The organism is uncultured Nitratireductor sp., assembly GCF_913053745.1.
Lineage (GTDB): Bacteria > Pseudomonadota > Alphaproteobacteria > Rhizobiales > Rhizobiaceae > Nitratireductor.
Genome location: NZ_CAJXGF010000061.1, coordinates 1 through 24,646 on the forward strand (window position 1 = coordinate 1; position 24,646 = coordinate 24,646).

The following is a 24,646-nucleotide window of genomic DNA, read 5'->3' on the forward strand; positions in this document are numbered from 1 at the left end:
GCGTCCAGGCGATGACCAGGCTCCACGTGCGCCACGCCCCGGCCATCGTGTGGACGGCCAGCGGCGTGAACGACGCGGCGATGAACAGCTGGATCATCGCGACGTCGGCACGGGACAGCAGCCACCGCACCCGGGCCGGCCAGCGCGGCACCCGCCGCGCGCATGGCCGAGTCGGGCTCCGCGATAGCGACGATTTCGGTATCGTTCACCAGCGCGAGATTGCGGATATGTTCCTGGCCCATCATGCCAGAACCGATGATGGCGTATTTTATCGTCATTGTGTGAGATCCAGAACAGGCAGATCGAGTTCGCGCGCGACATGCTCGAGCGCATCGCGATGCTCGCCGTAAACGAGTGCGAGGTGATGCTCGAGGCCGGAAGCAAGGAGGCGTTCGAGGACTGTCTTCGCTGGCGCATCGAAACGCACGACACCGGAAGTTCCTGAAAATGAAGGCGGTGCCGCGAGCATATCGCCGGTCGCCATTACCATGGATTGCTCACCGCGCGCCTGGCTGATCCGTGCCAATGTCACCCGCCCCGGCTTGAGGGCGAACTGGAACAGCAACGGCATGCGGCGATTAGAATGCACAGTCGCTTCCAGCGGCGTGGCCGGATCGGCCATGGACACCGGGGCCTGACCACAGTGCCAGACCACGCCTGTATCGGTCTCGTCGTCGATGTCGACGACATCGGCGAGAAATGCGGGCCCGCCTGAAAGCGCCTGCAGCATCAACGACGTTACGGCACCATAGACGTCGGCCTCGCATGCGCAGGGCGTCCGCTTTTCCCCCATCATACCGACGGGCCCGCAGACGGCACCGCCATATTCCGTAAAGGTTTCCGGCCAGCAGCGAATGGCAAACCCGTCAAACCGCCCGCCGGCCTTCAAGTCGTCGAGAGCCCCCTTGAGCCGGAGCGATCGAACGAGCTCGTCCTGATCGAGTTCGCCGATCCCCGAAAGAGAGGAGCATTCCTCCAAAAGGGTGTTGACCGTACCGTCCGGCACCTTGGCCGCAGCGGCGAACAGGTCTTCCAGCTCCACGGATTCCACATGAGCATCGCAGAGTTTCGACAGACGTTTCGGCTCATAAGCGCACGTGTCGAAACCAGCGGGGTGCGTCCCGATGCGCCCGATGCGCGCACCCCGGAGGGCATCCAGCCCCCTGGAACCGGCGTCGGAAACGGCAGCTCCCGCAGCCCGAAGCGGTAACGGCGCATCTGGCGTTCTCGCGAGCCATCCGGCGACTTCCGTTTCGATGCCGGGCGAATCCGGAGCCGCGTAGAGACTTACGAACGGTCGTTTCCTTAACGCGAGCGCATGCGCCGCGAGATTAAGGCCACAAAAGGCATTGAGCCGCAGGCGTCCCCCGGTCCGCGGTTCGGGGATCGCCCAGATGTGCAGCGGCAGATTCAAGCGCTCGGCGATGAGACAGACGGCTTCGGCGTCGGTAAAGGTACTCTGCACCACGATGATGCCGTCCAGGTGCCTCTCCGCGACATCGTCCAATGCCGCCACCACCTCGGCGTTGTCAAAGAGGATTCTACCGGTTCCTGCCAGCTCGCACCCCTCGCCACGCAATACCTCGACGGCACGCGCCGCACAGGCGCGCGCATATTCCACATCGAATGTAGCGCGCCCCAGAACAAACAAACCAAAGGACTTAGCCATTTTCGAAATCCGGGTAAGATGCACGGAACCCCGCGTCATCGGGCACAAGAAATTTCTGGCCACCGAAGCGCGGATGGTCGAACCAGGGCCTCGCGTGTTGATCGGTCAGGCGGTTGATGCGCTGCATATAGGCGACCGCATCGCCGCGCAGGCCGTCCTCGATCCGGTTCCAGTCCGGAAAATGCGCGAAGGCGTCCAGCCAAATCGCGCGGCCGGCGAGATAACCCGAGGCGCCCGCGGCATAAGCGTGCTTCAGGATCGCTTCGAATTCCGGCTTGCCGGCGCCCGCGGAGAGCATCACCCATGGCCGGCCCGCCAGTTGCCCCATTTCGCGAAACAACTCCGCCGTGTCGATCGCGGTGTTTTCGAGGTCGCCGGCAGCAATCGGGCTTTCCAGCTTGAACACGTCGATCTGGTATTCCGGCCTGGCAAACTCCTCAACGCTTGCCAGTACATGATCGGCGCGCTTCGTCTTCATCTCCACATAGTCGCGCGTCTGCTCCGCGTCGGACGCCAGAGGGTAGACGAGCAGTTCGAAGAGGAAGGGAATGTCGTAGCGCGCGCAAGCCTCGCCGATCCGTCGCGTGAACTCCTGCTGCGCCCGGCAAATTTCGGGCGCAGCATCCGGCCGGTACCATGCCAGGACCTTCACAGCATCGCCGCCGGCACGCTTGATCTTTCCAACGGACCAATTGTCGATCTCCGAGGAGAGCCGGCCTCCGGGCACCTCATCGAATACGGAATCCTCAAGGGTCAGGATCATCCCCTTCCGCGGAGACAGGACATCGATAGCCCGCGGATAGGCGAAATGCGGATCCAACAACAGAGCGGTGGACTGTTCCTGAAGCGTTTCAACGAGAAGACGCTTGAACCGCGCCACATCGTCATAGGGAGCCTCAGCCGTCCCCCGCGCCTTGGCGATCGGATTCTTGATCGGGGGGCGTTGGTCGACCGCCGTCATCTTGAACCGCCCGGCCGAGTCCGCCATGCGGCGAAGACCCCAATATTTACCGGCTGAAACGCTCATTGCCTCTCCTTTGAGATTTTACGGACACGCTCAGTGCAAGGTGCCGCCGCCGCTCATCAGCGCGAGCGTTTCCTCGCGCCCCGGCAATGCGTCCTGACCGGTACCGTTCATACATTTGAGACCGGCCGCCGCATTGGCGAAACGGACCGCCTGAAAAGCCGAGCGGCCCTCGCCGAGGCCCAGCGCGAAGGCTCCATGCCAAACATCGCCCGCACCCAACGTATCCAACGTTCGAACTGCAAAGGCCGCGACATGGGCAACCCCGCCCTGGTCCAGATAGATCACGCCCTTCTCGCCATGCGTCACACCGAGCCAGGCTTTGTAACGGTCGGCGCAATATTTGAGGCCCAGGACCACATCCTCTTCGCCCGAAAATGCGCGCAGCCCCTGGGTTGAGAAAGCGATATGGGAGCAAAGCGCCATCGTGCCCTCAAGCGCCTCGAGATCGCTTTCCGCGTCGAGGATGGACGGGATTCCGCGCCTGGCCGCCAAGCCGGCCAACCGCTCCGCTCCTTCGGGCCACCGGGGATCAAGCAAAACCGCATCCACGCCGTCCAGGAGGCTTTCACTCAGCATGTCGGCTGAAACCGTGAGACCCCGGCCGCGGAAATTCACAATCTGTCGTTCGCCATCCTCATCAACATACACCGCGGAGACCGGAGCCACCGCATCTGGAAGAACGACGGATGGAGACCAGTCCACCCCGGCGGCCTCGAGCGCCGTCATGATGGCTCGCGAGTTCGCATCTTCTCCAAGGCGGGCGCAAAGACTTGCAGAACCGCCAAGGCGCTGGATTGCCAGAGCCGCGATGGTTGCCGGTCCGCCAATCTGTGCGCGGTAACTCTCAGCACGGTATTTTTCACCGCTCTCCGGAAAAGCGGGCAGATGGAACACGTGATCGAGAACAGCCATGCCAAGGGTCAGGATTCGAGCCATTGATAACTCTTATATAGGAATCTGACATTTCAATTCGTCAGGCTCTCTCTATAAGATATTCATATGTCTTTTACAAGACTTGGCAAAGCTGCAGCATTAGACGTCAGTCTCAGCCAATCTCGATGGCACAGCGGTGCACATAAGGGGTGCCCGGCTCCACAAAAGGATCCGGGAAATGGGCGTGATTCAGGGTTCCTGGAAAATTCTGGTCCTCAAGGCACAAACCGCCAAACGCCTCGTAGCGCCTTCCAGCGAGTCCCGGCACCGGAACGTTGAGCTTCCAGCCATTGTACACTTGAAGACCGGGCTGGTCGGTAAAAAGGCGCAGTGTCAGCGAGTCGTCCGGGGCGGTGAGGACCGCCGACGGCAGCGCGCGGTCACGTCTTGTGTCGAGTACGAGATTGTGGTCGAGCGCCAGTGGCCGCCCATTGTCTTCGCGCAGCGTCCTCTCCACCCGGAAGTCATGGCAGGTGCTCTCCACAGGCAGGATCTCACCGGTAGCGGTCTGATCGTCACCGACCGGTGTATAAGCGCTGGCTTCGATCTTCAGCCGATGACCCAGCACATCCCCGGTTCCCATGAGGTTGAAGTAATTGTGCTGAACCAGATTGACCGGTGTTTTCTGCGAAGCGTCGGCGGTGAACGCGATCTCCAGCCGGTGTCCGGTCAATCGGTAGCAGACCGTAATGGCGAGAGCGCCGGGATATCCCATATCACCGTCAGGACTAAACAGAGAGAGCATCACGCGGGCGCCATCATAATCCTCGATGCGCCAGTTCTGCTTGCCGATGCCGCGCGGCCCGCCATGCAGATGGTTGTCTCCTTCATTGGCAACGAGCCGATGGCGCTGTCCGTCGAGCGTGAACGTGGAGCCGGCGGTCCGGTTCGCGACACGGCCTGCGACGGCGCCGAAATAGGGACTGTACTTCGGGTAGAATTCGAAATTGTCGAAACCCAGCGTAACCGATCGCAATTCACCCTCGACCGGCACTTGCCAGTCGCGGATCGCCGCTCCATAGGTCATGATCGTGACCCGCACACCCTCTTGCGAAGAAAGGATGACTTCTTCGACATCCTGTTCCTCGAACGAGCCAATCACCCGACGCTGCATTGAAATTCCTCCCGGTCACGTTTCGGCTGCGCCGACAATAAGGTTGGCACCAAGTACCAGACACGTTATGAATACCTATAACTTTTATATAAGACTTTGGACATAGGCCGTGACCAACAGCAATGACGGCAATGGCGGAGCCGCAACCGCGTCTATCGCTACCGGGCGTGCGAATATGCAGCTTGGATACACGCCTCTCTACCTCCAGGTGCGGCAGCAGCTTCTCGACAAGCTGATCTCAGGCGAATGGCTGCCCGGAGCAATGTTGCCCTCCGAACAGCAGCTATCGGTACAGATGGGCGTGTCGCAAGGAACCGTTCGCAAGGCGCTGGATGCGCTGTCCGCCGATCGTATCGTTGTCCGCCATCAGGGACGCGGGACGTTCGTTGCCGAACACGATCAGCGCCGCACACTCTTCCAGTTTTTCAAGATCGCCGACGACAAGGGCGACCGCGTTCTGCCGGAAACCGTTTACAGCCAACTGAGGCGGGCCGAGCCGAGCACGGCGGAGAGCAGGCTTCTGGGTTTGCGCCCGAAAGCCGGTGTCTGGCGCATCGTCCGCCACCGTGCGCTGAAAGGTCGGGTGATGCTCAATGAACAGATAACGCTTTCCGAAGATCGGTTTCCTGGCCTGGACGTTCATGTGCCCCTGCCCAACAATATATACGAATTGTACGAGCGTCATTTCGCGACAACCGTTGCGCGGGCGGCCGAACAGCTTCGCGCAGTGTCGGCGTCTGCCCAGGACGCGGATGTCCTTGGCTGCGGCGAAACCACGCCGATTCTCCAGATCGACCGCCAGGCCTTTGCCCTCAACGGAGCGCTTGTCGAACTGCGCCGCAGCAGGTGTCTCACCGAACAGTTTCACTACGCGTCGGATCTTCGATAGCTGATTGAGAGACGTTCACACCACGATTGACGGAATTCATATATAAGAGTTATAAGAGTCGTTCACTGTGGGAGGAGGACGCCTTGGGAGAGTATCAGGGCATAGACGATGGCACGCAAGCCGCGCTGCGGACGGACGAGCAGGTTCTGCGCGCTTTCGACCGTCCGGCTCTTTCCGTTCACAACGATGCGGACGCCTTGTGTCTTGCTATGGCCGAACGGCTGTTTACCGACATTCGCGACTGTCTTCGGGAGAAAGGCCGTTGTTCGCTGATCGTCCCCGTCGGTCCGGTTGGCCAATACCAGCTTCTTGCCGAGCGCTGCGCAAAAGAGAGCCTCTCCCTTTCGGAAGTCACCTTCATTGTGATGGATGAGTATCTGCAGGGCGACAATAGCTGGATCAGCGAACACGATCCGCTGAGCTTCCGGGGCCACATGCAGCGTAACCTCATGGAACAGCTCCCCGAAGCAATGCGACCCCGCCTCCTCGTGCCCGACCCGCACGCACTCGATGCCATACCGCGCTTCATAGAAGCCAATCGGCTCGACTTCACCTATGCGGGCATCGGCATTACCGGACATCTGGCCTTCAACGACCCTATGGAAGGCGTGAACGACGCAGACTGGTTTGCGGCGCTGCCCACACGAATCGTGCATTTGTGCGAGAAGACGCGCCTTATCAATTCTGTCACAGCCGCGCGCGGAAACATCCAGAGAATTCCGGCCATGGCCGTCACGGTTGGAATGAAGGAGATCCTGAGCGCACGCAAACTGCGGATCTGGATGAATCGCCAATGGCAATCGGCCGCGATCAGGCGGATGCTGCTTGCTCCGGAAACCGCGGCCTTCCCCGCGTCCCTGGTTCGCCGCCACGCCGAATTCTCGGTAGACGTTACGGCGGAAGTTCTTGCCGCGCCCGAACCGGGACTGAGGTGACGATGACCGCCAAGTCCTTCCTGCCGCACCTGGACGATGTCGGCGCCACCGCCGGTTCGGTGGCCGCGTGGAAGGCCCTCCGCGCCGCCGGGACGGTTACCAGTGCCTCCGCCATGGTGCCCTGTCCCTATTATCCGATGGCCGTCGAGGATCATCGCGACAATCCAAATCAGGATCTGGGCGTTCACATCACCCTGACATCGGAATGGAACCGCTACCGCTGGCGCCCCCTGTCGGGCCGCTCACGCGGCCTCGTCGACGATGAGGGTTTCTTCCACCGGCGGCCGCAGGATGTGATGAAGAACGCCGACCCGAACGCAATCGAGGATGAAATTGCGGCGCAGGTGGAACGCGCCCTCGCCGATGGCCTGAACCCGTCCCATCTCGACGCGCATATGGGTACGGCCTATCTGCCGACCTTCATTGAGCGCCTGTGGTCGGTTGCATCGAAGCATAAGATTGCAGTCCCGTTCTTTCGCAATCCAGACCAGCTTTTCGATGCGGTACGCGTTCTTCCTGCGGACAGCGGACGGCATAGGGAGTATCTCGCGGAAGCCGAACGGCGCGGAGATCCGATTTTCGACGATTTCATAATCGGCTTCACGCCGGAGGGCGAGTCTGCCGCCGACTTTTTCGCGCGCCGTGTGGCAGAGGCCGGTCCCGGTCGGCATTGGCTGGCTTTACACGCAAACGCGCCGGACGATACGACAGCCTTCGCTCCGCATATGGTGTGGCCGCGCACGCAGGAGCATGCATTGTTCTCTGGAGCCGCAAGCGCCGAAATTTTCACAGGCAGCACACTTATAAACTGGCATGTCCTGTTGAAACGAGAGAGGGGCAGCGCATGCGTTCCCTGATCGATATCGTTGGCCGGCTGAACCGCGTGATCTCGAACCTCGGCGTTGCGATCGCCTGTGTTTTCCTGACGACCATGACGGCCGCCGTCATCCTGCAGGTAATCAGCCGCGAAATGCGGATGCCGATCGGTTGGACCGAGGAAATCGCACTGGCATCGATGGTCTGGGTTTCTTTCCTGATCGGACCCTGGGCCTATCGCCATCACCAGTTCACAAGGATCGATGTGCTGGTCGAAGCGATGCCGGTGCGTCCGCGCACATTCTTCAACGTACTCATTCACTTGCTCGAAGCCGGGCTGTTGATCGGCGCGATCTACTACAGCTGGCTGTTCTTTTCCGGCGGCAACAGCCTGCTTCCGCAGACGACCCGCCTCGTTCGCGCACTCGCCGAACCGCTTCTCGGATCCGAAGCTGCAGGCTCGGTCGTCATCAAGAACAAGTATGTCTATGCGATTCTTCCGATCGGCTTTGCAGGGCTCCTGATGATCTCGATCGAGCACATTTTGAAATCCGCTCAGGCATTCGTGAGCGGCAAAGAAGACATTCGCAGTTTCGATCTCGACGGAATCGCGCGTTTGCCCGAAAGCGAATCGCGCCCGGAGGACACGGAAGATATGCGGGGAAGGGACTAGCACATGGGCGGGTTTGCATTTGCCTTGAAGGGCCTGACCGTATTCTGGGGCTTCCTTATTCTGCTCGCTCTCGGGGTTCCGGTTTTCTTCGCCATGATCGGCGCCGGTGTGTTTCAGCTTTGGCAGATCGATCGCATGGCGTTTCTCGGCATGCAGGTAAACCGCGTCTATTCCGGCATATCCTCGTTCCCAATCATGGCGGTGCCCTTCTTCATTCTCGCCGGCGAGATCATGAATTCGGGCATGGTGACGCGAGCGCTCGTCAATTTCTCCCGCGCGATGCTGGGCCATATCCGCGGTGGACTCGCGCATGTGAACATCGCCGCAAGCGTGCTTTTCGCCGGGCTTTCCGGATCTGCCGTCGCCGACACATCCGCGCTCGGCTCCATGCTCATTCCCGCGATGGAGAAGAACGGATATTCGCGAAAATTCGCGGCCGCGATCACTGCGGCAAGCTCCGTCATCGGACCCGTCATACCCCCTTCCGGTTTGATGGTGCTTTACGCCTTCGTGATGAATGTGGATGTCGCCCGCATGTTTCTCGGCGGCATCATTCCCGGCCTGATGCTGGCCGGTTCGCTAATGGCCGTCACCGCGTTCATGGCGCACAAATTCGACTTTCCCATCGCCAATGAACGAATGGCCTGGAAGGAGCGCGGCCATGCGGGCCTACGCGCATTCTTCCCGCTGCTGACGCCGATCATTCTTCTTGGGGGCATCCTGTCAGGTTATTTCACCCCGACCGAAGCTGCGGCCGTCGCCGTTGCCTATGCCCTGCTTCTCAATATCGGCGTAAAGCTTGGACACCGGCTGGGCCTGATCGACGAAGACGGCTTCGGCCTCCGCACCTTCTATGGAATCCTGAAGCGCACCTCCATTCAGTCGGGCGTGGTTCTGCTTCTGGTCGGCGTCGCGAGCGGCTTCAGCCAGATCGTCGCCATCGCAGGCGTTCCTGCCATGCTGACCAACGCGATGCTGTCGGTGTCCGACAACGTGCTGGTCTTCCTGTTTCTGGTAAACATATTCCTGTTCGTTGTGGGCATGGTGCTCGACGCCGGACCGGCCATCCTCATTCTCGGCCCGATCCTGGCGCCCGCGGCCACCGCCTACGGTATCGAGCCGGTGCATTTCGCCGTCATGATGTGCCTGAATGTGACGGTCGGCCTGGCGACACCGCCGATGGGTCTCGTACTCTTCGTCGCCACATCCATCTCCGGCGCACGCTTCTCGGAAATTGTCCGTGCCATCATCCCCTTCCTGATCGCCGAAATCATCGTGATCCTGCTTGTGGCGTATGTCCCGATCCTCACGCTCGGCTTGCCTTGGCTCTGGGACAACTGGGGCAGCGTCGTTTCCGGCATCGGAGGATGATCGGCAATTATCAAACAAGAGCGCTGCGAAAGCGCCATGCAAATCAATGGAGGAATGAATGAGAATTCTGAAATATGCCCTTGCGGCTTCGGCTCTCGCCCTCACCCTGTCCGCAACGACAGCATCCGCGCAGGAACCCGAGTTCAAACTCGTTACCCCGCTCGCGACCGGTGAAGACAATTACAACTATCAGGCGGTTCAGGCCTTCCGCCATCTCGTCAACACCAAATCGAACGGGCGCATCGATGTCGAGATCTATACGGGCGGTACGCTTTGCGCTTCCGGTCGCGAATGTTTCGAAGGCATGCAGGCGGGTCTGGTCGACATCTATCAATCGAACTTCGGCGAGCCGGGCAATCTGTGGCCGGCATTCGCGGGCCTCGACCTGCCTTACATGCTACGCGATGACGAAGTCGCAGAATGCGTCTTCGACGATCAGGATTTCATGAGCATGCTGCGCAAGGGCATGCTGGAACAGACCGGCAATATCCGTCTCATGACGGTGTCCAATTCCGGCGGCTGGCGAAACTTCGCGACAACGAACAAGCCGATCAAGACGCCGGAAGACGTCAAGGGAATGAAGCTGCGCACGATTCCGGCCGAAATCCAGCAGGAGCTCGTTCGTCAACTCGGCGGCGCGCCGACGGGCATTTCCTGGCCGGAAGTTTATACGTCGCTGGCAACCGGTGTCGTTGAAGGCACCAAGAACGGCATAACCGACATCGTTGCGATGAACTTCCAGGAACATCTGAAGCATATCACGCTCGACGGGCACGCTTATATGGGCGGCACCTGGTTCATCAACAACGACAAGTTCATGTCGATGCCGGAGGACCTGCGTAAAATCGTCGTCGAAGGCTTCGGCGTGATCGAGCAGTATCTGCGAGCCTATCCCAAGTATCACGAAGTCCGCTCCTACAAGGCCTTCACCGACGCGGGCGGCACAATCCACAGTCTGAGCAATGAGGAAAAGGCCGCTTTCCGTGAGGCAGCCAGCGGCATGGAAGCCTGGTTCACCAGCCAGGATCCGGCAAACCAGGCGTTTCTCGACAGTTACAACGCGGCCATCGACGAATGCACGGCCTCCGTGGATGCACGCCTCGACGCGGCCGCTCAGTGAACTGAAGCCGACCATGTTTCAACGACCAAGGCACCCGGCAAGTCGGCCGGGTGCCTTTATTCGTTTCCAGGTGCTGCCGTCCGGTTGGAAAATCGTCCTGGATTTTCGCTGTCGCGGCATTGTCCGACACCAAAGCGATGCGGTTTCGGCCGATAACGCTCTAACGCCCGAGGGCTTCGATTTCGCGCAACAAGGCTTCGTCGCAGGGCACGCCCTCGGAAAGCAGTTTTTCCTTGAGCGATTGCCTGCGCCGGCCTGGCAGCCGCGCGCCATCCATCCCTTCGATCGCTTCGGCAAGAACCGCGAAACGACTCGTGGCCCCATTGCCGAAAGCGGTGGGATCGATGGCAATGATCAGTTGGCCGGTTCCCGGGGCCGCGCCCTCGCCGTCGAAGAACGAGGTGGCCTCGTAGCCGTAATTGGCTCCCGTAAGCCCCGCACAAAGCAGTTCGACCATGATGGCGAGCGCCGTTCCTTTCGCGTCGCCCATCGGCACCATGGTGCCTTTCAGCGCTTCCTCCGCGTTCGTGGTCGGATTGCCATCGACATCGAGTGCCCAGCCTTGCGGTATGTCCTGGCCCTGCTGCCTGGCCGCCATGATCTTCCCGCGGGCAACCTTGGACAGGGAGATATCGACGACCACCGGACCGGCGCCTTCGAGCGGTGCGGCGAAGGCGATCGGATCGGTCCCGAACAGGGCTCGTCTGCCGCCCCACGGCGCCATCGCGCCGGGCGCATTGGCGAACAAGAGACCGATAAAACCATCCTGCGCGAGTTGCTCGACGATGAGGCCCGCCACGCCGCAGTGATGCGAGCGATGGATCCCGGCCATGGCAACGCCATTCTGCCGGGCGGATGCGGGCAACCATTCGAGCGCCAGTTCGAGCGCGGGGTAGGCAAAGCCGTGGGCCGCATCCACCGAGAGCGCGGCAGGCCGTGTCTGTTGGGAACGTGGAACGGCCATGCCATTCACCTTCCCCGAAAGAGCCTGCGCGCAATAAGAAGGCATGCGCCGAAGCCCGTGGCCGGCCTGGCCCGCAAGCTCCGCCCCGAGCAAGGCGCGCGCCACCGCACGCGCATTCTCGCGGCTTGTCCGGCAGCGCGTCAATGTGTCGGTCACAAGCGCCGTGATTTCTTCGGCGGTTAGAAGCCTTGTCATCTTGTCCCCCGCAGATGCTTGAGGACGGTTTCGGCGGTGACACGGCTGACCCTTACATTCGATTCCGCCGTGACGCCGGCGATATGAGGTGTCAGCACCAGGTTGCGAATTCCCTCATACTTCCGGCCGGCCGTCGCGGAAAGGGGTTCCTCCTCGAACACGTCGAGCGCCGCACCGGCGAGCCGTCCCGCCCGCAATGCGTCGCACAAGGCATGTTCGTTCACCACGCCGCCACGGGCGGCGTTGATCAGGATCCCGCCTGGCTTCATGGTCGCGAGCAGCGTCGCGTCGATCATGTGCCGGGTCTCAGCGGTCAGTGGCGTGTGCAGGCTCACCACATCGGCCTCGCCGACAAGCGTTTCCAAAGAGCGTCTGCCCACCGTCTGCCATGCCGGATGGTCCGCCGGCAGGAACGGATCGTAGGCGATCACCGACATGCCGAGCGCCTGCGCGCGCGCCGAAACTTCACGCGCGATCGCGCCGAACCCGACGAGGCCCATCACCTTGCCGGAAAGCTCGCGCCCGATCAGCGCCGCGCGCGGCCATTCACCGGCAATCACCTGATGGCTGTAGAGATAGGCGTCGCGCAAAAGGCTGAACGCATTGGAGATCACGTATTCGGCCACCGCCAGGTCGTTGGCGCCTGTCGCCGGATAGACCGCCACGCCGCGTGCGCCGCAGGCATCGGTGTCGATGTTGTCCAACCCCACGCCGAGACGGCCGACGCATTCCAGCCTGCCGGCCGTCTCCAGAAGCGCGCCGCGCACCTGAGTGCGGTTGCGCACCACCAGAGCCAGCGCCGACGCGGCCATGCCGCGCAGCGTCTCGGGGTCGTCCACCAATGCCGGATCGTAATGCGTGTCGAACTCCGCGCGCAGCATGTCGACCGCCGCCTCGTCCATGAACTCGGTAATGATGATATCCGTCATGCTTGTCCAGTTCAGAAGAAAATGCCGCGCGGCATTGGTATGTTGAGAATATTGCTCATCAGGAAATAGAAGCAGACCACGAGGGCGAGGACGGCCCCGAGCTGTAGGGCAAGGCGTCCGGGGGGAATCCGTTCGAACAGGCCCGTAAACATCAGTAGGACGCAGGCCGCAAGACTGGTGACGAACATCCCCATGACGGGAAACAGAAGCGCCCAGCCGATCATCGTCATGAGCAGAACAATCCGACGCCCAAGCCCCTCTGCCTGTTCCCGCACAGTGCTGCCGTTTTCCACTGCCTCTCCGCGGTATCCGCGCATCGCGGCGAAAATGTAGAAGGCGGCAAGCAGCGCAAGCGCCGCGCCCACCGTGCGCGGAAACATTGCCGCCATCGGCGTCATCTCGAAGCTCATGGCAAAAACGGCGGCCCCCACGAAAAAGAAAAAGATCGAGCCGACGATACCGGCAATGTCCTTGCCCGCATTCATGATCGCGCCTCCTTCCCGTTATCGGAGCCACCCCGCATCAGCCTTACGAGAGGCAGACCGAGCGTAATGACGATCAGCGCCACGATCGCCCAGCTAATCGGCCGATCGAACAAAAGCTGTCCACCGAAATCGCCCCGGGCTCCGCCGATCATATAGGCGCGAATGAAGCCCTGTTCGGCGATCTGGCCGAGGACAAGGCCGAGAACGATGGGCGAAGGTCCGAAACCACCCAGGCTGAGCAGCCAACCCAGAACGCCCATCAGAACCATAACCACGACATCATGCGGATTGGAGTGAATGGCAAAACTGCCGACCACCGTCATGAAGGCGATCAGCGGAACCAGTAGCGATTTCGGAGTGTTGACGATGAAACGGTAGGCATATCGCCCGATAAGCAAGCCGACGGGCAGCATCATAAGTGTCGCGATCAGCAAGCCGAACATAAAGATGTAGACGACGCCGCTTTGCTGCGTGAAAAGCTCAGGACCGGTCCGAATCCCCTGAACGAGGAGCGCCCCGAGTATGACGGCATCGGGCGGTGTGCCGGGAATGCCGAGCACCAGCGTGGGGATAAAGCCGCCACCGACAGTCGCGTTGTTCGCGCTTTCCGTGGCAAGCAGACCGCCCGGCTCACCCTTCCCGAAACGCTCGGGATGCCGGCTCGAACGCCGCGCTTCCGAATAGGACACGAGGGACGCGATCGATCCACCCGCTCCCGGCAAAATACCGGTTACTGTTCCGATAACGGAAGACCTGACGAGATTGACCGCATTTGTCGCGCAAAGGCCAAGCGCCTCGAACAAACGGAAGCCCCGACCAAGCGGCGCCGGCTCGAGATGCCGGTCGGGCCGGGCGACAAGATCGATCAGAACAGGAATGCAATAGAGACCGATCAGCGCGGAAACGATGTCGACGCCGCCAAGCAGCGCCGACGATCCGAATGTGAAGCGTACATCCCCGCCGACAACCGCGACGCCGATCATGGACAGGATGAGACCGAAAGCCCCGCCGATAAGGCCCTTTATTACATTGCCCGTGGAGAGACTCGCGATGAGTGTAAGGCCCAGAATGGCGAGCCAGAAATACTCGCTAGATTGAAATGCGAGCGCGATGTTGGCCAGCAGCGGAGAAAGCGTCATGAGCGCGATGGCGCCGATCAGACCGCCAACAACACTGGCCAGGGTCGCGAGCGTCATGGCCAGATCGCCGTCCCCGCGCTTGGCCATCGGAAATCCGTCAAAAGTCGTCGCAATGGCCGATGGCGTACCCGGCGTGTTCACGAGAATCGCGGCGTAAGCCCCGCCATAGATTGCGCCTGTGTAGATCGCACCCAGCATAATCAGACCGGACGCCGGATCCATGGCGAATGTGAAAGGCACCAGCACGGCTATGGCCATTGTCGCTGAGAGTCCCGGCAATGCACCGATCACCGTGCCCAGCACGACCCCCAGCAGGGCCAGCAGAAGGTTGAACGGGCTCAGAGCCTGGGCGAGAACGGAACCGAGATCGAAAGCCAACGACAGCTCCCTGCTAAGAACGAAAAACGGGCCACCGGCGGCGCACAACACCGCCGGCACAACGAACGCTTACTTCAGCGAACCCAGTTGGCGGGCCACGTCCTCATAAGTCTTCTGCCTCTCGTCCATAAACGCCTCTATCTCGTCGTAGGGGACGTTGAGCATAGCAAAGCCCGCCTGTTCCATCTCCTCGATGAATTCGGGATCCGCATTGATCTTGCCGATGATATCGGAAAGCTCCTGGCGCACATCTTCAGGCGTGGACTTCGGCACGGCAATGCCACGATAGGCACCGCCGACCATCTCGATCCCGAGTTCCTTGAAAGTCGGTACGTCCGGGAAAAGCGGGTGTCGCTCATCCTGTGCCACGGCAAGCATGCGCACCTTGTCTCCCTGACCGGCCGCCACGGTGGTGTAGCCCCACAGGAGTTCCACCTCGCCTCCAAGCAGAGCCGGGATCGTCGCACCCGTACCCGTATAGGGAATATACGTCATCTGCGCGCCGGTTATATTCGAGAAGATCTGATTGGCGATATGGTTGGCGGTGTTGGTCGCGGTGCCACCAACCGTCAGCGCGCCCGGCGCTTCCTTTGCCGCGTCGATCACCTGCTGAACTGTCTCAAACTTGCTATCGGCGCGAACGAGAAGCGCGTCCGGTGTGAAATGGAACATATAAATGTTGGTGAGATCGGACGTCTCGTATCCCGGCGACTGCAAAAGCGGCTGCAGAATGATGTGCGGCAGGTTGGTGCCCATAATCGTATAGCCATCGCCGGGCTGGTCGTTCAGCACAGACCAGGCCTGCGCGCCTCCGGCACCCGCCTGATACTGAATGATCAGATCGTCTCCGGTGATCTTTTTGAAGTATGGCTGCTGCAGGCGAGCAGAAATGTCGCTTTCGCCGCCCGCGTTAAACGGAATGATGTAATTGACGGGTTTGTCAGGAAACGCAAATGCGCCGCCGGTCGCCCACAGGACCGTGGCTACGGTCGCCAGTACGCCAAGTTTCTTCAGCATTGTCATCCTCCCATGATTGTCTGAAGCGAAACTCCATCGCCTGCTCGTTCGGCGATGCAGAAATGGCAAGGCCCCGCAGCGCGGGGCCTCAATTCGATCAGGCACTGCGATAGAGTTTGGTCATCACGAATTCGCGGTGACCAAGCGCCTCGGCGGCGGTGCTCCGCCCGTTCGATGTACGCACGATCATATCGATGAGGGCATCGCCGGCATCGTCGATCGTCATCTCGCGACGCAGGATTCCCGAAACGTCGACATCCACATGTTCACCCATGGTGCGCACCGTGCGCGGATTCGCGGTGATCTTAATGACAGGAACGATCGGATTTCCGATCACGTTGCCCTGGCCTGTCGGGAAGGTGTGAACCACGTAGCCGCCCGCGGCCATCAGCGTGACGCATTCGGCGGCCGCCGAAGACGTGTCCATGAAATAAAGTCCCTTACCGGACTGCGGCGCCTCCGCGGGCTCCAGAATGTCGATGTATCGCGAAGTTCGTCCAATCTTCTCCAAATTTCCGAGCGCCTTCTCTTCGATGGTCGTCAGACCGCCTTCGATATTGCCCTTGGTGGGCTGGGACTCGGAAAGGTCGTCCGTCTGGTTGGCGAAGATAACGTCGTCCTGGTAAGCCTTCCACATCTTGTACCAGCGTTCGCCGACCTCTTCATTGACTGCGCGCGATTTACAAATGTGCTCCGCTCCGGTGATCTCCGAAGTCTCGCCGAAACATCCATAAACACCTTCAGGCAGGAGCTTGTCATACATGTTGCCGACGGTCGGGCAGGAACCGAGACCCGTGGTCGTGTCGCTCTCGCCGCACTTCGTGGAGACCCAGAGCTCCGAAATCGAGCACTCCTCGCGCTGCAGTTCGGATGCGTAATGGACGAATTCCTTCGCCTTGCGCGAAGCGTCCATGATCGTTTTGAGATCACCGTTCTGCTCGATCGAGAAGCCCGCCACCGGCTTGCCGGTCTCGGCGATTCCGTCGGCTATCTTCTTGGTCCATCCCGGCTCGATGCCGATGACGATTACCGCGGCGACATTGGGATTGGCGCCGGTTCCGATCATGGTGCGGAAATGCAAATCGAGATCGGCGCCGAACTGCAATCGGCCATAGGCATGTGGCAGCGCCAACGTACCTTTGATGTTGTTGGCGACCGCCTCGCAGGCCGCGTTCGAAATGTCATCCACCGGCAGGATAACCACGTGATTGCGCACGCCCACGCGTCCGTTATCGCGCCGGTAGCCCTTGAAGGTGAGGTTTGCGTATTTCGATGCCATTGCTTTTGCTCCCCGGCCTACCAGCGCTTGGTCTTCAGATTGTGGACATGGACATGGCCGCCCTTCTTCACATCGGCGATAAATTTTCCGATATCCTCACCGTATTTGATCGCAGTATCGCCAGAGCCGATATCGTGCAGCGCGACCTTGTGACCGATCGGCACGTCATCGTTCACTTCGAGTTCGAAACTCGAATTGTCGTGCGTCACGACGCAAAGCATCTTCGTGCCGGCCTTCAGATTTTCGACAACGACAACGCCGACATTGTCCTTTTTTTCATGAACCAACAGGTGGGGAACCGTCACGAATGATCTCCTCTCAAACGGTGTATTCGAGCAGACTTATGTCTTATATAAGATATAAGCTAGAAGAGAATGGATTTGTCAAGCAGGGTGCGCTACACCGAATATATGATATGGCCACCGAGCCGCACCTCAGATGAGAAAACATATGGAATACAAACCACTCTACATGCAGATCCGGGATCACCTGGTCCGCCGCCTCGTGGATGGGAGCTGGTCACCGGGCATGGTCATCCCCAGCGAAATGGAGCTGGCGCGTCAGCTTGAAGTCAGCCAGGGCACAGTGCGCAAGGCATTGGACACGATGACAGCGGACAATCTTCTCATCCGGCGCCAGGGCAAGGGGACCTTCGTTGCGGAACCCGAAGACGCGCGAATCCTGTTCCAGTTTTTTCGGCTGGTGCCGGATGGCGGGCAGGCTGTGTTTCCTCGATCGCAAGTGTTGTCGCGCGAGGAAGCGATCGCAAGCTACGACGAGGCGCGCGCGCTCGACATCCTGGAGAAAAGTCCGATTTGGCGTATCGAGCGTTTGCGACACCTCGCTGACGCCCGCGCCCTTATAGAAACCATTGTCCTGCCAACCGAGCGCTTTCCGGATTTTCCCGAAACGGCCGATATTCCCAACAACATCTATCAGATGTTCTCGGTCCGCTGGCGCATCACCATCGCCCAGGCCGAGGAAAGCATCAAGGCCATAGCCGCAAGCGAAACCGACGCCACTCATCTGGCATGCGCTGTCGGAACACCGCTACTGCGGATTCATAGGATCGCAAGGGATCTGGAAGGCAAGCCGGTCGAATTGCGTCTTTCACGCTGCCTGACCGAAAGCATTCAGTATTCCGTCAATCTACGCTGACCAGTCCCGCCAATGCGCTCGGTTCAACGACAAACCGGCCGGTGCCAGCCTGGCCGGATCGCTTTTTCGTTTCATCGCGCGGTCTCCCTTCAGGAAGCGACGCGACCTCAAACTGGCAAACATGACGGCCAAGTTCAGCCGGCGGACGGTTGGTGGTGGTTCTAGTCCGAAGCAAACTTGCCTCTGCAGCTAAATTCCCTGTTTGCCGTTAAAATTCAGGGAAAAATCGCCGTTTACTGGGAACTCTAACGGGTGCACTCGGAATTATTGCCATAAACTAAAGGCTTCTACGCAGGAATTCCCTGATTCTGGATAACAGGGAATCCGCCCAAGAATTGTTGCCCGCCCTCTCGGCAGAACAACGATCACTTATGGAAAAGAACAGCAAAGCCGCCCTGTGAGATACGTCCAGTTCTTGCGCTTGCAAAATCCGGCGAATCACGAAAACATCTCCGTGTGGTGACAATGTCTACCGCCCTGGGGCAATCCGAACTGGAGAACCCAGTTGACGTCGACCGAGCAAAGCTCGGATGAGTCCGTCACAAGAAGCTTGTGTCAGATCCATGCGCCAAGGGCGCCTCGCAGTCGTTTCCAAACAGCACAATTTCTTGTCGCAGCAGCGGCATCCCCTATGGAGACGTACATGCAGACCATCTCTGAAATCGTTCAGCATAAGTTGGACGCCCTCAAGCAAAATGCGCACAATGCCAGGACCCATTCAAAAAAACAGATCCGACAGATCGCGCGGAGTATCGAGCAGTTCGGATTTGTGAGCCCCCTTTTAATTGACGAAGACGGAACAGTCATCGCGGGTCATGGGCGATTGGCAGCAGCGAGAATCCTGAAGTTAACCCAAGTGCCGACGATCGAGGTCAGAGGCCTTTCGGATACTGAGAAGCGTCAATTGATGCTTGCGGACAATCGGATTGCGTTAAACGCCGGCTGGGATCGCGAGCTTCTCGCCGTGGAGCTCTCCGAAATTCTGGTGGAGGGCGGCGACATTGAGCTCACGGGCTTTGAGGTCGCCGAAGTCGATGAAATCCTCCTTGACCACGAAACCGGGCCCTCTACTCCCGAAGACGAACTTCCGGAGAATAACAGCGGCTCCACGACATCTCGGCTCGGCGACTTATGGATTCTCGGTCGCCATCGGCTCCTTTGTGGTGATGCCTTGAACGCGAGAGATCTCGACGTTCTGTGCGGAGATGCGCGAGCTGATATGGTCTTTACCGATCCCCCGTACAATCTGGCGATCACAGATATTGTCGGACGAGGCCAGACCAAGCATCGCGAGTTTGAAATGGCATCGGGCGAGATGTCGAACGATGAATTCTGTGACTTCCTGCGAGAAAGCTTGAAGCAAATGGTAGCCCGCTCATGCAACGGCGCGGTTCATTTCATCTGCATGGATTGGCGGCATGTTGACCTTCTCGTGCAAGAATGCCGAAAGCAATACGGCTCCCTTCTGAACATTGCGGTGTGGGTAAAAAACAACGGAGGCCAGGGCTCCCTGTATAGAAGCCAGCACGAGCTTATCGTGGTTGCCAGGGTTGGAGAGACTCCACATCGTAACAACGTCCAACTGGGTAAGCACGGTCGCAACAGAACAAACGTATGGCAGTTTGCCGGTGTGAACTCATTCAGAAAGGGACGCCTTGAAGAACTTGCTTTCCACCCAACGGTAAAGCCAGTCGCTCTCATCGCTGAGGCGATCAAGGATTGTACCCAGCGTGGCGACCATGTGCTGGACATTTTCGGCGGTTCTGGTTCGACGCTTATTGCGTGTGAAAAGGTAGGCCGCCGGGCGCTACTTATCGAAATCGATCCTGCCTACGTCGACACGACCATCAGGCGCTGGGAGAAATTCACCGGAAGAGATGCCGTCCATCTGGCTTCAGGGCGAACTTTCAACGAAATTCGCGAAAGCGGTTCGCCAAACAGTATCGGCAGCCCAGGGGAGAACCACTGATGGAGGACTCCGACGAGAAAGGACCTACTCCACCTGTTCCTGGCGTGGGCTATAGGAATCCTCCAGTGGAGCACCGGTTTAAACCTGGACAATCCGGAAACCCCAAAGGGCGTCCCAAAAAAAGGAGTGCTCTCGCCCCCAAAGCTTCGAAGAAGAAGACCCTGGAAATTCTGAGGGAGGAGGCGCAACGCTACGTGTGGGTAACAGAAGGAGGGAAACGCAGCCAGATCGAATATGCCCGAGTACTCTTTCGCCAGATGGGCGCGGCAGCGGCGAAAGACGCACAGATGGCCAGATTACTGATGAAACTGATCATGGAGGCAGAGGCAACTTCCAAAGATCCGCCACAACTTGATCTTAGCCAACTAAGCGATGGAGAACTTGAGGAACTGATCCGAATTCAGAACAAGATGCAACTTTGAGAATTACCCTCGACTTGGTCGTTGCTTACTAAAACAACTCGGGTGCGCACGGTAACCTTGGCGCGCAAGAGACCGTGCGCTTTCGCCAAACCACGATTCGGCTGACCTAAGTCATTCGAGTCAGCCGAGATCAACTACTATCGTCATGCCGCGAGTTCGAAGCGCTCGGTGAATCGGTAGGTGCCAAGCTGGTTGAGGTTCTTGGCAGATGCGGTCAGCCCATACTCCGGGTCGGACTTCTTGCCTTCGTAATCTCGCGAGACAAAGGGAGCAGCTGGATCGGCCCATACGGTCGAGGGTATCAAGTAGAGTTCGGGCTCCTCTCCCTGCTTGAGCGTAACCAGCGCGAGATAGCGATCCGGCGAGATGGGAAAGTGCTTCTTGCGCATGAAAACGTAGCTCGATCTCGCCAACCGTACGGTCTTCACCTGAATCTCCAGATAACGCATCTCGGCCCCGCAAGTCCGGATCACAAAGTCAATCGCCCGATCATCCACTTCCGGGGAATAGACGTCATATCCAGCGCGCGTGAACGCCATCTTTGCGAAATACTCTCCAAAGCGTCCGACCCGGAGCTTGTCGAGACCATCCCAGTTGCAGCTATTGGTCAGCATATTCTGCCTCCTGTTTTTTGCACCACATCATGTTAGCGGGACTGTTCCTGCTGACATGGCACGATACGGGCAAAGTGTTAATTCATGGTGTCATAGAACGTGGTTTTGGTGCTCTTCGAATGATCTTTTGCGCACATGGATGTGCGCTCATTAGTCGGCTGGAACCTGCGGCGCCTGCGCGTAGAAAGAAACATATCGCAGGATGAGCTCGCGCTACGCGCAGAGGTCGAGCGGGCCTATGTGGGTCACCTTGAGCGCGGCACGCGGAACCCCACTCTCCTAACGCTTGAAAAGCTGGCTACAGCCTTGGAATGCCAGATGTTGGAACTCTTCCAAATACCCACCAGGCAAGAATCTCCTCCAAAACCTTTGAGGCCAGGTCGGCGGAAACCATAGGAAGCGAAAGCCTCAACGCCCGCACGTCGCGGCGGAAGCCGCCGATGAGCCATTCATGAATGATATCGGCATTGTCCCGCATGAAGTCGACGGTGCCTCAGTAGCCGATCTTGCGTGGGTTAGCGCATTCCGAAATGCTGGAGGGTCAAGATCAATCGATGGTGCTCTTTTGCCGTTCCCTGCAGTCAGGGATTCACTAGGCCAGGCGCCATGGTGACATCATCGCTCCCTTCGGGCGTTCCCCATGCCGATAGGCAGTCGATCTTCGAACGCGCTGACACCTGAGGAAAGCCAGTAATTGAGCGCATTTGGATTTCAGGGATAATAGTGAAAACCAACGGGAAACACTCATGTCCAACCTATTGCTCCGACTTGTTCCGACAGGCGCCCTGCGAGACCTCAGCCCCGGAGACACGCCCCGAGTCACGACGATGGAGTTGTTCTTCGATCTCGTCTACGTGTTTACGATCATCCAGCTCTCCCACTACCTTCTTGAGCATGCGGGCTGGCTTGGAGCCCTGGAGTATGTGACGCTCTTCGCCGCTGTCTGGTGGGCCTGGAACTACACGGCATGGGCAGCCAACTGGGTAAACCCGGACCATCCCAGCGGGCGCGGGCTAATGATTGTCCTAATGGGCTGTGCGCTCCTGATGGCGGTGGCAGCGCCTCAAGCTTTCCGCGAACGCGCGGAGCTGTTCGCCATCGCCTATGTCGCCATGGCGCTTATCCGGGCGGGCTATATGGCTGTCGTCTTTCGGGGACAAGTCATGGGGCGCAACTATGCCCAACTCGGTGCGTGGAGCGCGATCTCCGGTGCGTTTTGGATCGTTGGTGCCTTCGTCGAACAGGCTCGACTGGAACTGTGGATACTGGCTGTTTTGATTGACTACGCCGCCCCCTATGCTGGGTTCTGGCTGCCGGGCAAGGGAGCGACCCCTATGTCGAGCTGGACGCTCAAGGGGCTGCATCTCTTCGAGCGCAACCAGCTCATCTTCATCATTGCGCTAGGAGAATCCATTCTACTGCTAGGCGGCTATCTGGTCAGCCATGAGATTCATGCCGACACCGGCGTGGCGGCACTGATCGGTTTCCTGCTGATCGTCACGCTCTGGTGGATCTATTTCGTCGACCTGTCCGAGCCGGGCGAATACCGGTTTGAACATGCGACAGATCACACCAGCCTTGCCCGAGCGGGGCTTGCCTACGCCCATGGGGTCGCAGTCTGCGGTGCCATCGTGACAGCGGTCGTCATTGAGATGATTGTGGCGCACCCCCATGACGCGATCCATGCGGAGACCGCGATCATCGCCTTTGCCGGGCCGTCGCTCTTTCTCCTTGGCTGTACGATCTTCCACCACGTTACGGCAGAACAATTGCGCGGCCTTTATCTTCTGGCGGTGGCTGCGCTGGCGGTCTGGACCTGGATTGCGTTGAGTCTACATCTGAATGGGCTTTGGCTCGGCGCCGGCGTCTTGCTAGTCATGGTGACCATTGCGGTGCTTGGTCACCGGAAGGCGGCCTGAGATGCTGTCATTGCCCACAGCACGAAACAAGGTTATTGCCAATGCTGGCTTCCTCGCGGCAATCCTTGTCCACAATCTGACCTACCCGCTGTCGGCGGCAGGGAACGTGTGGCCCGCGCTGTTCTACGGCTTCTACGCGACAATTTTCGTGGTGGCCACGTGGGCGCTCTCGGATGGCCGCCCGTTGCGTGTTTTGGTCGGAAGCGCCGGACTTGCCGTGCTCATTGCGGGCCTCTTGAATTCCTACGTTCCGTCAAACGCGGCCGCGCTGGCCGTCTATCTGACCTCTATCGTTTATCACCTGGGAATGGTCGTTGTACTGGCGCGCTACACATTTGGAGCCAAAACGGTGATGACCGACATACTCATCTCGGCCACATCGCTCTATTTAGTGATCGGGTCGGGATTTGCGGCCGTGCTCGCGCTGATCGAATGGTACGCACCGGGGTCCTTCGTAGCGAGTTCCGGCGCAGTGATTAATTGGCAGCAGATGGTTTACTTTAGCTATGTCACACTTACCACGCTGGGCTACGGCGACATCACACCGGTTGGGTTCTACGCCCAGTCTTTCGTTGCTTTCGAAGCGATCGGCGGAACGCTCTATGCTGTTATGTTGCTATCGCGACTTGTGGGGCTGCACGCGAGTAAGAGCTAATCTCAGAACTGCACTGGGCAACGCAGTCGATTGGGTTGTGTTGATAAAGTGAATTCCTAAATCAGTTTGCCATGATTCATGATTGGCTTCTGGGAGGCGGTTTTGGCGCGCGGTTAGTTGTCGGGCGCGGCTTGCCCGCTCACTGCCAAGCTGCTGCGGACTGAATGAGGGCGTTCCGTCGCCCCTGATCGTGGTACTTTTCCTTTACCCGATGCCAAATCTTCCAGCGCGATCTCGCCGGTGGTCGCATTAGCCTCGTGCTCATTCTTGACCAACTCGATGATATCCAGGTCGACGATCGGGACGAGTTGACAACGAACGATCGAGTTTGGCCAGAGGTTCGCCCGGCAATCTAAACGACAACTGGCGTCTCTATATGATGCTTGACGCTATTGCTTCCTCACTCCGCGAGAACGATGAGCTTCCAGGTTCTGGAGAAAATCGCGCAAGAGTGGCGTTCAACCGTTTCACGTACTCCGCGGCCCGAGGCCCGCGTCGAAACTACACGAAATGGATAGCATAGACTTCCTCCCGCCCGTGACATTGTGCGGTCGCTTTTGCGGCGCATCCAGCTAGACTACCGCAGTTCGGCCCGCTCTTTCCGCAAGAAGTCTAGCCGTGAACAGGTCCAGATGGGCACCGCCCACATTCTTGCACACCGTGATCTCTTCCTCAGATTGCCTCCCCGATTTCACATCAGAGCACAATTCGAAGAAATCGGCCTTCACGTCGTCCCAATCGATGACGCCGTCACGAACCGGACGGGCGAGGTCGCCCGCACCCTCCATGCCCTGACGGGTATCGACGAAGATCGTGCCGCGTCTCATGGCCTCGTCATCAGTCTCGCGCATATGGGGCAAATAGGCACCGACGAGATCCAGATGGACGCCTGGTTTGAACAAACGCCCCTTCACCAGCGGCTCCTCGGATCTCGTCGGTGCCTATTTGCCCCATATGCGCGAGACTGATGACGAGG

The 24,646-nt window shown here is 59.2% G+C and carries 24 protein-coding genes and 3 pseudogenes; 12 read left to right on the forward strand and 15 right to left on the reverse strand.

All coding sequences use genetic code 11. The annotated features are described in order from the left end of the window. The 5 genes and pseudogenes from QZ638_RS11665 to QZ638_RS11685 all read right to left on the reverse strand — a co-directional run. Positions 1-278, reverse strand: a pseudogene (locus QZ638_RS11665) (hypothetical protein); the annotation flags it as partial. Beyond that, a complete protein-coding gene (locus QZ638_RS11670) occupies positions 275-1,669 on the reverse strand; it encodes a hypothetical protein (RefSeq protein ID WP_295810400.1) in 1,395 nt (464 codons plus the stop codon). The pseudogene QZ638_RS11665 and the gene QZ638_RS11670, both read right to left, overlap by 4 nt. After that, positions 1,662-2,696: a tagatose 1,6-diphosphate aldolase gene (locus QZ638_RS11675; RefSeq protein ID WP_295810402.1), complete on the reverse strand. Its 1,035-nt coding sequence runs from the start codon at positions 2,694-2,696 to the stop codon at positions 1,662-1,664. Before QZ638_RS11675 ends, QZ638_RS11670 begins: the two co-directional genes overlap by 8 nt. 30 nt (positions 2,697-2,726) lie before the next feature. Then, positions 2,727-3,632, reverse strand: a complete 906-nt coding sequence (locus QZ638_RS11680; protein WP_295810403.1) for a PfkB family carbohydrate kinase — start codon at positions 3,630-3,632, stop codon at positions 2,727-2,729. 109 nt (positions 3,633-3,741) lie between these two features. Then, complete coding sequence (locus QZ638_RS11685) at positions 3,742-4,743, reverse strand: aldose epimerase family protein (protein ID WP_295810407.1); 1,002 nt, start codon at positions 4,741-4,743, stop codon at positions 3,742-3,744. Between the two features lie 109 nt (positions 4,744-4,852). Here QZ638_RS11685 and QZ638_RS11690 point away from each other — a divergent pair, with 109 nt between their 5' ends. From QZ638_RS11690 to dctP, 6 genes are all read left to right on the forward strand, one after another. After that, on the forward strand, positions 4,853-5,632 hold the full coding sequence (locus QZ638_RS11690) for a GntR family transcriptional regulator (RefSeq protein ID WP_295810410.1): 780 nt from the start codon (positions 4,853-4,855) through the stop codon (positions 5,630-5,632). 83 nt (positions 5,633-5,715) lie between these two features. Further along, on the forward strand, positions 5,716-6,567 hold the full coding sequence (locus tag QZ638_RS11695; protein ID WP_295810415.1) for a 6-phosphogluconolactonase: 852 nt from the start codon (positions 5,716-5,718) through the stop codon (positions 6,565-6,567). Positions 6,568-6,569: 2 nt separating this feature from the next. Continuing rightward, entirely contained in the window at positions 6,570-7,424 is an 855-nt protein-coding gene (locus tag QZ638_RS11700) for a ChbG/HpnK family deacetylase (RefSeq protein WP_295810417.1), read from the forward strand. Beyond that, complete coding sequence (locus tag QZ638_RS11705) at positions 7,412-8,056, forward strand: TRAP transporter small permease (RefSeq protein ID WP_295810419.1); 645 nt, start codon at positions 7,412-7,414, stop codon at positions 8,054-8,056. The genes QZ638_RS11700 and QZ638_RS11705 overlap by 13 nt, the downstream gene beginning before the upstream one ends. Before the next feature lie 3 nt (positions 8,057-8,059). Next, on the forward strand, positions 8,060-9,427 hold the full coding sequence (locus QZ638_RS11710) for a TRAP transporter large permease (RefSeq protein WP_295810421.1): 1,368 nt from the start codon (positions 8,060-8,062) through the stop codon (positions 9,425-9,427). A 58-nt stretch (positions 9,428-9,485) separates the two neighbouring features. Continuing rightward, positions 9,486-10,547 (forward strand): TRAP transporter substrate-binding protein DctP, encoded by a 1,062-nt coding sequence (dctP, locus tag QZ638_RS11715; protein ID WP_295810425.1) that lies wholly within the window; start codon positions 9,486-9,488, stop codon positions 10,545-10,547. A gap of 160 nt (positions 10,548-10,707) precedes the next feature. Here the strand turns inward: dctP and QZ638_RS11720 are convergent, their stop codons facing one another. The 7 genes from QZ638_RS11720 to QZ638_RS11750 form a co-directional block, all read right to left on the reverse strand. Next, entirely contained in the window at positions 10,708-11,706 is a 999-nt protein-coding gene (locus QZ638_RS11720; protein WP_295810428.1) for an Ldh family oxidoreductase, read from the reverse strand. Next, the gene (locus QZ638_RS11725; protein WP_295810431.1) at positions 11,703-12,635 is read right to left on the reverse strand and encodes a hydroxyacid dehydrogenase; all 933 of its coding nucleotides are present in this window, start codon (positions 12,633-12,635) and stop codon (positions 11,703-11,705) included. Before QZ638_RS11725 ends, QZ638_RS11720 begins: the two co-directional genes overlap by 4 nt. Positions 12,636-12,646: 11 nt before the next feature. Further along, positions 12,647-13,120, reverse strand: coding sequence for a tripartite tricarboxylate transporter TctB family protein (locus QZ638_RS11730; protein ID WP_295810434.1), 474 nt, complete (start codon positions 13,118-13,120; stop codon positions 12,647-12,649). Further along, positions 13,117-14,637, reverse strand: coding sequence for a tripartite tricarboxylate transporter permease (locus tag QZ638_RS11735; RefSeq protein ID WP_295810436.1), 1,521 nt, complete (start codon positions 14,635-14,637; stop codon positions 13,117-13,119). Before QZ638_RS11735 ends, QZ638_RS11730 begins: the two co-directional genes overlap by 4 nt. A 69-nt stretch (positions 14,638-14,706) precedes the next feature. Continuing rightward, entirely contained in the window at positions 14,707-15,654 is a 948-nt protein-coding gene (locus QZ638_RS11740) for a tripartite tricarboxylate transporter substrate binding protein (RefSeq protein ID WP_295810438.1), read from the reverse strand. Positions 15,655-15,751: 97 nt separating this feature from the next. Continuing rightward, positions 15,752-16,933 carry a UxaA family hydrolase gene (locus QZ638_RS11745; RefSeq protein WP_295810440.1) on the reverse strand — a complete coding sequence of 394 codons (1,182 nt, stop codon included), beginning with the start codon at positions 16,931-16,933 and terminating at the stop codon, positions 15,752-15,754. Between the two features lie 17 nt (positions 16,934-16,950). Continuing rightward, positions 16,951-17,238 (reverse strand): UxaA family hydrolase, encoded by a 288-nt coding sequence (locus QZ638_RS11750; RefSeq protein WP_295810442.1) that lies wholly within the window; start codon positions 17,236-17,238, stop codon positions 16,951-16,953. A 145-nt stretch (positions 17,239-17,383) separates the two neighbouring features. Here QZ638_RS11750 and QZ638_RS11755 point away from each other — a divergent pair, with 145 nt between their 5' ends. The 3 genes from QZ638_RS11755 to QZ638_RS11765 all read left to right on the forward strand — a co-directional run bounded on the left by QZ638_RS11755 (position 17,384) and on the right by QZ638_RS11765 (position 20,482). After that, on the forward strand, positions 17,384-18,091 hold the full coding sequence (locus tag QZ638_RS11755) for a GntR family transcriptional regulator (protein ID WP_295810446.1): 708 nt from the start codon (positions 17,384-17,386) through the stop codon (positions 18,089-18,091). A gap of 643 nt (positions 18,092-18,734) precedes the next feature. Then, a complete protein-coding gene (locus QZ638_RS11760) occupies positions 18,735-20,060 on the forward strand; it encodes a DNA methyltransferase (protein WP_295810448.1) in 1,326 nt (441 codons plus the stop codon). Continuing rightward, a complete protein-coding gene (locus QZ638_RS11765; protein WP_295810450.1) occupies positions 20,060-20,482 on the forward strand; it encodes a DUF5681 domain-containing protein in 423 nt (140 codons plus the stop codon). The genes QZ638_RS11760 and QZ638_RS11765 overlap by 1 nt, the downstream gene beginning before the upstream one ends. A 143-nt stretch (positions 20,483-20,625) precedes the next feature. On the opposite strand, the gene QZ638_RS11770 is transcribed toward QZ638_RS11765, so the two are convergent. Continuing rightward, positions 20,626-21,096, reverse strand: coding sequence for a DUF4365 domain-containing protein (locus QZ638_RS11770; RefSeq protein ID WP_090328801.1), 471 nt, complete (start codon positions 21,094-21,096; stop codon positions 20,626-20,628). Between the two features lie 135 nt (positions 21,097-21,231). On the opposite strand from QZ638_RS11770, the pseudogene QZ638_RS23340 reads away from it, so the two are divergent. Further along, positions 21,232-21,375 (forward strand): annotated as a pseudogene (locus QZ638_RS23340) (helix-turn-helix transcriptional regulator); the annotation flags it as partial. Positions 21,376-21,394: 19 nt separating this feature from the next. Here the strand turns inward: QZ638_RS23340 and QZ638_RS23345 are convergent. Further along, entirely contained in the window at positions 21,395-21,574 is a 180-nt protein-coding gene (locus tag QZ638_RS23345; RefSeq protein ID WP_040665474.1) for a hypothetical protein, read from the reverse strand. Between the two features lie 268 nt (positions 21,575-21,842). On the opposite strand from QZ638_RS23345, the gene QZ638_RS11780 reads away from it, so the two are divergent. After that, a complete protein-coding gene (locus tag QZ638_RS11780; protein ID WP_295810462.1) occupies positions 21,843-23,015 on the forward strand; it encodes a low temperature requirement protein A in 1,173 nt (390 codons plus the stop codon). A gap of 1 nt (position 23,016) precedes the next feature. Beyond that, positions 23,017-23,670, forward strand: coding sequence for a potassium channel family protein (locus QZ638_RS11785; protein ID WP_007010201.1), 654 nt, complete (start codon positions 23,017-23,019; stop codon positions 23,668-23,670). Positions 23,671-24,242: 572 nt separating this feature from the next. Here the strand turns inward: QZ638_RS11785 and QZ638_RS11790 are convergent. Then, positions 24,243-24,593, reverse strand: a pseudogene (locus QZ638_RS11790) (ornithine cyclodeaminase); the annotation flags it as partial. Between the last annotated feature and the right edge of the window lie 53 nt (positions 24,594-24,646).